We start from the raw sequence: 11,334 nt of genomic DNA, 5'->3' as shown, positions 1-11,334 counted from the left end.
GCTCAAATTCCGCTTTTGAAAAGGTTTAGCTGGCAGCGCGCAGACGCGGACGCCAGCGGCTGGTGGTCGTTGGAATGGAGCCGAGCAGCAGGCGGGTATAGTCGTGCTGCGGATCGGACATGACTTTGCGCGCCGGGCCGAACTCGACCACGCGGCCTTTGTTCATCACCGCCACATAGTCGGAAATGTAATAGGCCGTGGCCAGGTCATGGGTGATATAGACAAAGCTTCGTCCGGCATCGTCGCGCAGGCGCTTGAACAGGTTGATGATGATCATGCGGCGCGACGCATCGATCATGCTGACCGGTTCGTCGGCAATGATCAGCTTGGGATCGGGAATGAGGGCCCGCGCCACCGAGATGCGCTGCAATTCGCCGCCCGAGAATTGGGCGCTATATTTACCGCTGACCTCTTCATAGTTGAGCCCAACATTTTTGAGCGCCGCAGCCACCGCATTTTCGGCCCGGATGGTGTCCATGCCGGCAACACGGCGCGCCGTTTCATGCAGATAGACATCAACCGGACGATAGCGGCTGAAGGCTTCGAACGGGTTCTGGAAGATGGGTTGGACCAACCCCAGAAAGTCCTTGCGCGAGGGGATGGCGCCTTGCCCCGCCACAACCTCGTCATAGACGATGGCGCGTCCGCTGGTTGGTGTTTCGAGCCGCAGCAGCGTCTTGGCGAGCGTGGTCTTGCCCGAGCCGGATTCGCCAACAACGGCAATAACCACTGGCTTGTCGCTTTCCACCGTGATGTTGACGTCGTTGAGGGCCCGAACCGACTTGGAACGCATGAAGCCGCCGAGGCGGTAAACCTTGTTCAGGCTCTCGGTCTTGAGAATGAAGGTCATGCTGAAGCTCCCTCGTTCTGGCGGGCGGGCTGGGCCACGAAATGTCCCGGCTTAACCTCGATGAGGGTTGGTTCAACCCGATAGGCACGATCGCCGCTGGCCCCGGCCTGGCTTGCCAGAACCCCGCGCATGCTGTCGTCACCAATGGTGGGCAGGCTATCAATCAGCATCTTGGTGTAAGGGTGCTGGGGGTCGGCAAAGACGCTGTCGGTATCGCCATATTCGACGACACGGCCGGCATACATAATCAGCATTTTGTGGGTGACCTGATAATGCACGCCCATGTCATGCGAGACCACCAGAATGGTGTTGCCCATTTCCTCCTGCAGCTCCATGAGCAGCATGAGGATGTCTTTCTGCACCACCACATCGAGCGCCGTAGTCGGCTCGTCGGCAATGATCAGCTCAGGCTGGAAAAAGGTGGCAAGCGCGATCATCATGCGCTGGCGCATGCCGCCTGACAGCTGGTGCGGATAGGAATCCATGGCTTCCTGCGGCAGGCCGAGCTTGCCAATGTAGGCCCGCGCTTGTTCCAGCACGCGGCTCTTGTTGCTGTCGGTTCCAGGAAAGTCGATGAACTGTTCACGGATCTTGATGACCGGATTGAGCGAGTTCATCGAGGATTGCGGCACGTAGGAAATGGACTTGAACCATTCCTTGCGGACATTGTCGGCCGTCACCGGTTTCCCGTCGCCTCCCTTGAGGCCATATTCGATACTACCGCGCGAAATGTGCATGGGCGACTGGATATCCCCATAGATCGCCTTCATCAGGGTGGACTTTCCGGAACCGGACTCGCCGGCAATGCCGACGACGCAATTGTCGGGAATGGTCAATGAGACCCCATCGACGGCGTCGATAGTCCGCGTGCCAATACGATAGCTGATCTTGAGATCATTGAGCCGGATCATGCGACACCCCGCTTGCTGGCAAAGGCCTGATTGAAGCCGGTTGAGGTCAGGAACAGGCCCAGGAACAGGGCAACGGTGGCAATGATCGGGGCCACGATCCACACGTAGTTGCCGGTAAAGAGCGCGTTGTAATTGAGTGCCCAGAAGATGATGGAGCCTAGCGTCGGCACTTCCACCTTGGACAATCCGATCACCGCCAGCGTGGCCTCGGTATTGATGGCGAAGAGCACGGTGTTGATGAAGGCCACCAGCATATAGCTGGTCACATAGGGGAAGACCTCGCGCAGCAGCACATCAAACGTATTGGCGCCCGAGAACTTGGCCATATTGATGAATTCGCGTTCGCGCAGGGTCAGCGCCATGGACCGCACAGTGCGCGCACCCCAGGCCCAGCCAAAAATCATGATGATCACGCCCACTGTCAGAAAGTTCGAATTGCCGCGAATGACGGCCCCGAGGATGATCAGGATGGGCAGCAGCGGAATGGTGATGAAACTATCGACGAACAGCATGACCACCCGCTCGAAATTACCGCCGATATAGCCCGCGCTAAGCCCAATTGTCGTGGCAATAACGGTGACGCCGAGCCCCACCAGAATGCCCAGGGTCAGCGAATTGCGTACCGCAAAGACCAGGAACCAGAAAATATCCTGTCCGATCGCATTGGTGCCCAGCGGATGTTCGAAAGACATGGGCAGGTTCTTGAGATAAGTCGCCTGCACGGAGGGGTCGACAGTGTTGAAAAGCGGCAGGACGAAACTGCCAACACCCATGATCAGGATGATTGCCAGGCCAATCGCCAGTCGCGGATTGAGGAGCCACAACAGAGCGTCACGGCGACGCGCTGCGGTTGGAGTGGATGTCGCAGCCTCGGGGGCCGTAGCAGTGCTCGCGCTCATTTGTGACGGATCCGGGGGTCGATAAGGGGATAGATGAGGTCGATGATGAGGCCGGCGGTGGCGACGGCGATAATCGAGATGGTGATGGCGCCATAGAGCACGTTGTAGTCGCCGCTCGACGCGGCCGTGCGCATGATCAGGCCTACGCCGGGATAGGAGAACAGCATCTCGGTCAGCAGCGCGCCATTGAAGATCGTGCCCAGCGACAGCGCCAGCGCGGTCACCTGCGGCAGCATGGCATTGCGGAACACATAGCGCAGCATGCGCGTGCCATTCGATGTACCCTTGAGGCGGGCATAGGTGACATAGGGCTCCTCTGTGGTGGAGACGGCCAGCGCCTTCATCGAGAGGATGTTCCAGCCAAACCCGGCCAGGATCAGGGTGATGGCGGGTAGTAGCGAATTGTAGATGATCATGCCGAATTTTTGCGGCGTCATCTCCCCCACCGGGAAGCTAGGCGATAACGGGAAGATGGGGATCACATAGCTCAGCATCAGGATCACCGTCACCGCCAGGATGTAATAGGGGATCGGATAGAGCAGGATGCCGACAATCTCGAGCACGCTGGCGGCGCGCTTGGTGTGAAAATACCCCGCCACCAGGCCCACCAGATTGCCCAGAATCCACGCGATAGTGGTGGAGCAGAGCAGCAGGCCCAAAGTGTAGGGTACCGCGCCAAAGATGATCTGCGAGACCGGTTGTGGATAGAAGGAGAAGGACGGGCCAAAGTCGAAGCGCAAGACGACGCGTTCGAGATAGGACACATACTGGGTGAACAGATCCCCCTTCAGGCCATAGAGCACCTCAAGATTTTCGCGCAGACTGGCAATGGCCTCCGCGGTGAGCGCACCAGAAGCGCGCGCCTGGATCTGCCCGATATATCCGTCGATCGGATTGGTCGGCATTAGTCGAGGCAGGAAGAACGTGATGGTCAGGCCGATAAACAGCACCACGAGGTAGAGGCCGACGCGTTTGGCCACATACTGCAGCACACCGATCATCGCATTTCACCCTTGAAGTTGGAGTGTGCGGGGCGGCACGTGGGCGCCGCCCCAACTGGACTTTGGCTCGAGCTTATTCCTTGCCGGTCGGCTCGATGTTCAGCAGTGTCTTCTTGAACGAGCTCCACCAGGTGTAGGGCGCGGCGTAGAAGTTGGACTGCTTGGGGAAGTTGGTCCAATAGGTATTGTTGGTCGGGATCGTGGTCGGAATATTCATCAGATTGATGAGCTGCATGCCTTCCGTCAGCTTCATCGCGATCTCCCGACCATTCTCCACGAAGGGCTCGGAACCGATCTCCATGGTCTTGCTGTCCGCAACGATCTTGAAGATTTCTGGATCGGTGACGCGGATATAGTTGCCCTGGATCGCGGTGTTGGAGTCCGCCGGCTGGTTATAGGCCTCGGCATCGGAGAACGAGGCCCAGCTATTGAACCAGTTGGAGTTGTAGGTACACGAGCTTGACCAGTTCACCATCAGGTCGAGGCGGGCATTGGTGTTCTGCACCGTAGCAAACTCACCATTGTCGACCTGACGCGCATTGACGTTGAACCCGGCCTTGCGCCAGCTATCGGCGATCGAAAAACCGGTCCGCTGCATGACCTTGTTCCAGTCACCCGGAATGACAAAGTCGAGCATCCATGGCGAACCATCGGGCTTGGTATAGAAGCCGTCCGAACCCTTGGTGATCCCCACCGAAGCCAGCAGGCTCTCGGCTTCGACCGGATCATATTTCCACCAGCCTGCACCAAAGCTTTGCTTGACCGCATCCCCGGTCGGAATCTCGGATTCAGGCGTACCCTGGGCCTGCAGCTTTTCGATCAGTTCCGCGCCAAAATTCGGATTGAACGGCTTGTAGCCGTCTTCAAGCGTCAGATTGTTGAGGAAGTCATCCAGCGGCTCGTAGAAGACCGGCGAGGTGATCGGTGTGTCGGCCATGGGCAGGGCCGATGCCTTGAACTGGCCACTGACCGCACTGATGCCGACGGTCTGCATGTCGATGCTCAAGGCCAGCGCCCAGCGCACCGCCGCCTCGTCATACGGCGCCTTCAACTGATTGAAATAGATGCCGTAGGAGCAGGCATCATTCATATCGTGATAGGGCAAAGTCGGCGAAAAGGTCTCGATGGCCGGGTTACGCGACTTGGCAGCAGCGATCGAATCCGGGCTCATGAACGTATCGACGTCATACTGGTTCTGAACGAAGGCCAGGGCGCGGGTCTCTTCGGCGCCAAAGTCCTTGTAGAGAACGTATTTCGCCTTGGGTTCGCCGGAATTGCCCCAACCAGAGCGCTCCCAGTCCTCGCGCAGTTCCCAAAGCTGCCAGAAGCCGTTGGGATCGAATTCCTTGATCTTGTAGGGCCCGAGGGTAACGGCGGGTGCGTTCTTGAAGGTGACGACGTCGTCGCCAAGCGGTTCAAAGACGTGCTTGGGCACCGGCACGAAGAGCGAGCCCCAGGTATAAACGCCCATCACAGTCTGGAAGTCATAGGCAGGCGACTGCGTCTCGATATCGAGCGTATAGTCGTCGACCTTTTTCCAGCTGCCTTCCTTGATGTAGTTCACGGTACGGGCGACGAAGGTCAGCTTGTCCTTGTATTTGAAGGACGTGTCGAGCGTATAGATCAGGTCGTCGACGGTGAACTCGACACCGTCACTCCAATAGACGCCCGGACGAATCTTGATGCGGAACTGAGTGTGCTCGTCATTGAGCACTTCGACCGGACCGGCGGCCAGCTCGGGATAGGATTCACCGGTTGCGGTATCCATTTCCCAAAGGAAGCTCCAACCCAATTCGCGGAAACCACGCCAGATGGCGTATTGATTGAGCGGGTTCTGCGCATCAGGGTTTGACGCCTTGCCGTCAAAGGTCTGCACGATCAGTGTTTCGTTTCGTGGCGTGCCCACGTCGGTCATAGTCTGCGCGAAGGCAGTCGTTGTTATCAAGGCACCCAACATGGACGCCATCAAAGTACGGCCAAACCGAACCATTTTTCCCTCCTACACCGGTCGCCGCGCAATGGCCGGCCGACCCTCGATAGACGAGGCAAATGGGAAAAATGGGCGTGCTTTCAGGCTCACGCCCAAGCCCACGCTCAGGCACGACTTAAGCAATTCACAAACGTCCAAATCCTCCCAACTGCTCTCGCAGCGGTCGCAAGCTCGTATTGCTACTTTCGATTTCTTGCGATTTCTAACGATTAGGTGTGAGTGGAATTGTTGTCAATGCACTTTTCAACGACAATGAGAGGCAGGTGACTAAATTCGCGCAAGCTAGCGCGCCACAATCACGTCAACACCGCGCCTTTCAAATTCCGCTCGATCCTTGTCCGATATCCCCTCATCGGTAATCAGCGTGTGGACCATCTCCACCCCGCCCAGCGCAGAGAAGGATACCCGCCCAATCTTGGTGGAATCTGCGAGCAGATAGACATGTGACGCCGCCTTCACCATGGCGCGCTTGACATAAATGTCCCCGATAGCGGGATAAGTCAGCCCGACATCGAACGAGACGCCGGCCGTCGCCAGGAAGAGCTTTTGGGCATAGATGCCGACAAAGAACTCGACCGACTTTTCTCCGCTCAACGAGAGAGTTGGCGCTTTGAACTGCCCGGCCGGCATATGTACCGTATTGGTCGGACTCGCGCCCAGTATGAGCGCGATATTCAGGGCATTGGTGATTATATTAAGCTCTTGCCGAGACTTAATATTTTCCGCGAATTGCGTGGTCGTGGTGCCAGAATCGATAATCAGCGTGTCATGGTCGGACACCAATGCAGCCGCGGCCTCACCTATGGCGCGCTTCTTGTCCATATTCTGCACATGCTGCAGCGACATGGACTGCACCTGCTGCGGAATCGAGCGCAGATAGGCGCCACCATGCTCGCGGGTAATATAGCCGTCCGCGTCCAGACGCTCGAGATCCTGCCGGATAGTCGCCTCCGAGACCGCGAAGGCACTGGAGAGGTCGCGCACCCGCGCACTCCCCTCTTCCTGTAGCCATTCCAGGATGCGCATACGCCTCGGCTCCGCCAGCAATTGCGGCTGACCAGCAGCACCCTCAATCGCCCCACGACGCCGTGAACCCCTCGTCTTCTGCATATTTGCTCCACTCAGCACAGCTGTCGGTCAACCCAATCCGCGGCCAACCCAGACCAAAGACATAGTGCCTCCCCAAAGGATTGTCGTCAAAAAATGCGCCACACCCGAAACCTGTCAGCGCAGCAAAACGCAGAAATCGCAAATTTTCCTTATTGCACGAAAGCAAATCGCACTGTAGCACTGCATACGATAAGGGAGGCGGCTCACCTGCATTGGGAACCAGCACCCCTGTGAACCGGCTCGCCAGGACCGCGAAAACGCGGCCTGACAGTATAAACGCGGCCTGGGAGGTAGAATTGTCTTCGCCCGCATCGAATTTGCGCAATGACCTTGTCGCAGAAATCCGGACACGCGCCCTCTGGATTCGGCGGCGCAGCTTTCAGATGGTCTATGAGGCTCAACAGGGCCATCCCGGCGGCGATTTTAGCGCCGCCGACATTCTGGCCACGCTCTATTTCGGCGTTATGCGCTACGATCCGGCGAATGCGCGCGACCCTGGCCGGGATCGCTTCGTGATGAGCAAAGGCCATTGCACAGGCGCCTTCTACGCGGTTCTCGCCGCCGCAGGATATTTCCCTGAGGCGGACCTCAAGACCTATATGAAGCCGCAATCCCTGCTCAATGGCCACCCCAACAGGAATTATCTGCCAGGCGTGGAGACCAATACCGGGCCGCTCGGCCACGGCCTGCCGGTTGCGACCGGCATTGCCATTGCCGGGCAGATCGATAACGCGGATTTCCGTACCTTTGTTCTTACCGGCGACGGCGAACTCCAGGAAGGCAGCAATTGGGAAGCAGCGCTGACGGCAGGCCATCGTAAGCTCGAAAACCTGACCCTCATCATCGATCGCAACCGCCTGCAGCAAGGCGCGCGCACTGAAGACACCGCCTCGCTCGACCCGCTCGATGACAAATGGCGCGCCTTCGGCTGGCACGTTGAAGTCGTCGATGGTCATGACCACCAGCAATTGCTTGATGTGCTGACGACTTCGCCCAAAGGTCGTGGCAAGCCGCTTTGCATTGTCGCCAACACCTTCAAGGGCAAGGGCGTCAGCTTCATGCATGACAATGTCGCCTGGCATCATGGCGTGCCCAACAAGGAGCAATATGAACAAGCCATGCGGGAATTGGTCTGATGAGCGCTGCCGCCCCTTCCAAAAGCGGACTGTTTGACTGCCGAGACAGCTTTGCCACCACCATTGAGGCCCTGGCCGAAGCCGATCCGCGCATTGTCACAGTTGTCAGCGACAGCGTCGGCTCGTCCAAGCTCGGCGGCTTCCGCACTAAATTTCCTGACCGCATGGTCAATGTGGGCATTGCCGAACAGACCCTGGTCGCCGTTGGCGCAGGTCTGGCCAATGGTGGCAAAGTGCCCTTTGTCTCGGCGGCCTCGTGCTTTATCACCGGCAGGGCGCTGGAGCAGGTCAAGGCCGACATCGCCTATTCCAATGTCAATGTGAAACTGATTGGCCAATCCTCCGGCGTCGCCTATGGCGAACTGGGACCGACCCATCACTCCATTGAAGATCTCGCATGGCTCCGGCTTTTCAATAATATGAAGCTGATTGTTCCGGCCGATCCCTGGCAAACCGCCGAGGCTATCAAGGCTGCGGCGGTCTATGAGGGTCCGGTTTTTGTCCGCGTCAGCCGCATGGCCGTCCCTGTCCTTGAGCGCCCTGAAGGGGCCGTCTTCGAAATCGGCAAGGCCGAGACCCTGATTCAGGGCACCGACGCGACGATCATCGCCAATGGCACAATGGTGCATCGCGCCATCGCTGCTGCCAAAGCGCTGTCCGCCGAAGGCGTTGCTGCGCGCGTCGTCAATATGGCCACCGTCAATCCGCTTGACGAGGCCGCCATTGCCGCCGCCGCGGAGACTGGCGCCATTGTCACCGTGGAGGAACATTCCGTGCGCGGCGGGTTGGGCGGCGCTGTCGCCGAAATGGTGTCCACCACCAATCCAGTTCCGATGCGCATACTTGGGTTTCCCGGCTTTGTGCCAACCGGCTCGGCTGAATGGCTGTTTGATCACTTTGGGCTTAACGAGACCGGCATTGCCGAGGCCGTCCGCCAGACCATCGCGCGCAAAAAATGACCAGCGAGCTGATTCTCGCCATCGATCAGGGCACCACCAACACCAAGGCTCTCCTGGTGGACGCCTCAGGCCGCGTATGTCATCAGGCTTCCGTGCCCAATGTCGTCACCTATCCCCAACCCGGATGGGCTGAGCAATCTGCAACCGCGCTGATCGACGGGGTCAAAACGGTCATTGCTGAGGTCGTCGCCAAGGCCGGCGACGCCCGGGTCGCCGGTATCGGCATTTCCAACCAGCGCGAGTCGATCCTTGTCTGGGACGCAGCATCGGGTGAACCCATCGGCCCCGTTGTCATCTGGCAATGTCGCCGTTCCGCCCCCAAATGCGACGCCCTGCGCAATGATGGTCACGCCGACACGATCGAGGCCAAGACGGGCCTGGCGCTCGACCCTCTCTTTCCCGCCGCCAAAATCGCCTGGTTGCTCGACAATGTCCCCGGCGCCCGCATGCGGGCCCAAAAGGGCGAACTCCGCGCTGGCACAGTCGACAGCTGGCTGCTCTGGAGCCTGACCGGCGGAGGCGTTCACGCCACGGACCACTCAAATGCCTCACGCACTCAGCTCTTCAATACCGAGACGCTGAGTTGGGATGCCGATCTCTGCGCCCTGTTCGACGTGCCCCAAACCATGCTGGCTGAGGTTAAGTCCTCCGATACACGGTTTGGCGTTACGGCAGCCGGCGCTACGTCCCTCCCTGCTGGCACACCGATCCTCGCCATGATCGGGGATTCTCACGCCGCGCTTTTCGGCCATGGCGTCCGCACGCCCGGTACGGTCAAGGCCACCTACGGCACCGGCACGTCGCTCTTGGCGCTGACGCCAGAGCGTGTGCGCTCGACCCATGGCCTGTCTTCGACCATCGCCTGGAGCCAACAGGGCATGGTGCAACACGCGCTTGAAGGCAATATTTCTGTCTCAGGTCAAACGGCAGCCTTCGCCGCCGAGTTGTTGGGATTGTCCGACGCAGCCGCCCTTTCGGCGCTCGCTGAAACTGTTACGGACAGCAATGGTGTTGCTTTCGTACCTGCCCTTGTCGGCCTGGGCGCCCCCTATTGGCGAGCCGATGCTCGCGGCACAATCACTGGCCTCTCGCTCGGCACCAAGCCAGCCCATCTGGCGCGCGCTGCGCTCGAAGCCATCGCCTTTCAGGTGAGCGATGTCTATGCCGCCATGGAGGCGGACATGGCTTCGCCGCTCGGTGAATTACGGGCCGATGGTGGTGCCTCGAGAAATCCGTTCATCATGGGGTTCCAGGCTGGCATTCTGGGCCGCCCGGTCGTCACCGCAGCAGCCGCCGAGGTCAGCGCTCTGGGTGCCGCCGCGCTCGCATTTTCCTCGCTCGGCATCACTATGCCGGGCGTCCCCGCCGCCGACCACTTTACGCCGACAATGCCTGAATCCATGCGCAAAACGCATCTCCAGCGCTGGCAGTCCGCTGTGACCCAGACGCTCGCAACAGATCAATAGACTTCTGGAGGAACCCCATGACAACCCCACGCTTCGGTGCTGGCATCTGGCACTTTGCCACCTATCTCGACCGCTACGCGACCGACGGCTACGGCACGCCGCGCAACATCATCGAAGCCATCGATCTGGCCGGTCAGGTTAAGGACCTCTCCGTCGTCGATCTCAACTGGCCCTATTTCGGCGGCGAGTTCTCGGATATTCAGATCAAGGAAGCGTTGGATCGCAACAAGCTTGGCGTCATCGGCATTACGCCCGAAATCTACACCCGCGATTTCATCAAGGGCGCCTTCACCAATCCCGATGCCGGCATTCGCCGCAAGGCCCATGAACTGATCACTGCGGCCTGCGACGTTGTCCGCTTCCATGGGGCCGATTACGTTAAGCTTTGGCCCGGCCAGGACGGATGGGACTATCCCTTCCAGGTTGACTATTCGACGCAGTGGCAGCGTTCGCTCGATGGCGTCGGCCAGCTCGCGAGCGAAAACCCCGACCTCAAATTTGTCATCGAATACAAGCCGCGTGAGCCGCGGGTGCGCATGAGCTTTGGCTCGGTTGCCCGCACCATTCTGGGCATAGAAAAGATCGGCCTGCCCAATGTCGGCATCCTGCTCGATTTTGGCCACGCCATCATGGGTGGCGAGTCCGCCGCTGACTCGGCCCAGCTCGCCATCGACCACGGCCGCCTCTTCGGCATGGACGTCAATGACAACTATCGCTCCTGGGACGATGATCTCGTCGCGGGCAGCCTCCATCCAATTGAACTCTTCGAGTTCTTCTATGTGCTCAAGAAGAACAAGTGGGAGGGCGTGTGGCAGCTCGACCAGTTCCCCTTCCGCGAAGACTCCGTTGCCACGGCCACCCACGCCATCGACTTCCTCAAGGCCGCTGCCAAGGGCCTTGATGCGCTAGACATCGATGCCCTCCAGGAGGCTCAGAGCCGCCACGACGCCATCGGCGCCCTCAAGATCGCCCAGAAGGCCCTCTTCGGAGCCATGTAGGCGAACACTCGGGC

The 11,334-nt window shown here is 59.2% G+C and carries 10 protein-coding genes; 4 read left to right on the top strand and 6 right to left on the bottom strand.

Going from position 1 to position 11,334, the window contains the following annotated elements:
- Positions 1 to 25: 25 nt before the first annotated feature.
- The 6 genes from V8Z65_RS01265 to V8Z65_RS01240 form a co-directional block, all read right to left on the bottom strand.
- Positions 26 to 850, bottom strand: coding sequence for an ABC transporter ATP-binding protein (locus tag V8Z65_RS01265; protein WP_338722016.1), 825 nt, complete (start codon positions 848 to 850; stop codon positions 26 to 28).
- Positions 847 to 1,761: an ABC transporter ATP-binding protein gene (locus V8Z65_RS01260; RefSeq protein WP_338722015.1), complete on the bottom strand. Its 915-nt coding sequence runs from the start codon at positions 1,759 to 1,761 to the stop codon at positions 847 to 849. Before V8Z65_RS01260 ends, V8Z65_RS01265 begins: the two co-directional genes overlap by 4 nt.
- Positions 1,758 to 2,660 (bottom strand): ABC transporter permease, encoded by a 903-nt coding sequence (locus V8Z65_RS01255; RefSeq protein WP_338722014.1) that lies wholly within the window; start codon positions 2,658 to 2,660, stop codon positions 1,758 to 1,760. Before V8Z65_RS01255 ends, V8Z65_RS01260 begins: the two co-directional genes overlap by 4 nt.
- On the bottom strand, positions 2,657 to 3,661 hold the full coding sequence (locus V8Z65_RS01250; protein ID WP_338722013.1) for an ABC transporter permease: 1,005 nt from the start codon (positions 3,659 to 3,661) through the stop codon (positions 2,657 to 2,659). Before V8Z65_RS01250 ends, V8Z65_RS01255 begins: the two co-directional genes overlap by 4 nt.
- A 73-nt stretch (positions 3,662 to 3,734) precedes the next feature.
- Positions 3,735 to 5,576 (bottom strand): ABC transporter substrate-binding protein, encoded by a 1,842-nt coding sequence (locus tag V8Z65_RS01245; protein ID WP_338722012.1) that lies wholly within the window; start codon positions 5,574 to 5,576, stop codon positions 3,735 to 3,737.
- Positions 5,577 to 5,933: 357 nt separating this feature from the next.
- Positions 5,934 to 6,761 (bottom strand): DeoR/GlpR family DNA-binding transcription regulator, encoded by an 828-nt coding sequence (locus tag V8Z65_RS01240; RefSeq protein ID WP_338722011.1) that lies wholly within the window; start codon positions 6,759 to 6,761, stop codon positions 5,934 to 5,936.
- Positions 6,762 to 7,078: 317 nt separating this feature from the next.
- Here V8Z65_RS01240 and V8Z65_RS01235 point away from each other — a divergent pair, with 317 nt between their 5' ends.
- From V8Z65_RS01235 to V8Z65_RS01220, 4 genes are read left to right on the top strand one after another with little or no spacing between them, the layout of a single operon-like run.
- A complete protein-coding gene (locus V8Z65_RS01235) occupies positions 7,079 to 7,897 on the top strand; it encodes a transketolase (protein ID WP_338724094.1) in 819 nt (272 codons plus the stop codon).
- The gene (locus V8Z65_RS01230; RefSeq protein ID WP_338722009.1) at positions 7,897 to 8,856 is read left to right on the top strand and encodes a transketolase C-terminal domain-containing protein; all 960 of its coding nucleotides are present in this window, start codon (positions 7,897 to 7,899) and stop codon (positions 8,854 to 8,856) included. The genes V8Z65_RS01235 and V8Z65_RS01230 overlap by 1 nt, the downstream gene beginning before the upstream one ends.
- The gene (locus tag V8Z65_RS01225; RefSeq protein ID WP_338722008.1) at positions 8,853 to 10,322 is read left to right on the top strand and encodes an FGGY family carbohydrate kinase; all 1,470 of its coding nucleotides are present in this window, start codon (positions 8,853 to 8,855) and stop codon (positions 10,320 to 10,322) included. Before V8Z65_RS01230 ends, V8Z65_RS01225 begins: the two co-directional genes overlap by 4 nt.
- A gap of 17 nt (positions 10,323 to 10,339) precedes the next feature.
- Positions 10,340 to 11,320, top strand: coding sequence for a TIM barrel protein (locus V8Z65_RS01220; protein WP_338722007.1), 981 nt, complete (start codon positions 10,340 to 10,342; stop codon positions 11,318 to 11,320).
- The last annotated feature ends 14 nt before the right edge of the window (positions 11,321 to 11,334 follow it).

Origin of the sequence: Devosia sp. XK-2 (assembly GCF_037113415.1) — a bacterium.
Lineage (GTDB): Bacteria > Pseudomonadota > Alphaproteobacteria > Rhizobiales > Devosiaceae > Devosia.
Note: the sequence above shows the minus strand (reverse complement) of the source record. Positions and strands in the feature narration are given on the sequence as shown.

Excerpts from the sequence above, each read along its gene's own strand:
- V8Z65_RS01265 (WP_338722016.1), bottom strand. The coding sequence starts at position 850 with ATGACCTTCATTCTCAAGACCGAGAGCCTGAACAAGGTTTACCGCCTC.
- V8Z65_RS01260 (WP_338722015.1), bottom strand. The coding sequence starts at position 1,761 with ATGATCCGGCTCAATGATCTCAAGATCAGCTATCGTATTGGCACGCGG.
- V8Z65_RS01255 (WP_338722014.1), bottom strand. The coding sequence starts at position 2,660 with ATGAGCGCGAGCACTGCTACGGCCCCCGAGGCTGCGACATCCACTCCA.
- V8Z65_RS01250 (WP_338722013.1), bottom strand. The coding sequence starts at position 3,661 with ATGATCGGTGTGCTGCAGTATGTGGCCAAACGCGTCGGCCTCTACCTC.
- V8Z65_RS01245 (WP_338722012.1), bottom strand. The coding sequence starts at position 5,576 with ATGACCGACGTGGGCACGCCACGAAACGAAACACTGATCGTGCAGACC.
- V8Z65_RS01240 (WP_338722011.1), bottom strand. The coding sequence starts at position 6,761 with ATGCAGAAGACGAGGGGTTCACGGCGTCGTGGGGCGATTGAGGGTGCT.
- V8Z65_RS01230 (WP_338722009.1), top strand. The coding sequence starts at position 7,897 with ATGAGCGCTGCCGCCCCTTCCAAAAGCGGACTGTTTGACTGCCGAGAC.
- V8Z65_RS01225 (WP_338722008.1), top strand. The coding sequence starts at position 8,853 with ATGACCAGCGAGCTGATTCTCGCCATCGATCAGGGCACCACCAACACC.
- V8Z65_RS01220 (WP_338722007.1), top strand. The coding sequence starts at position 10,340 with ATGACAACCCCACGCTTCGGTGCTGGCATCTGGCACTTTGCCACCTAT.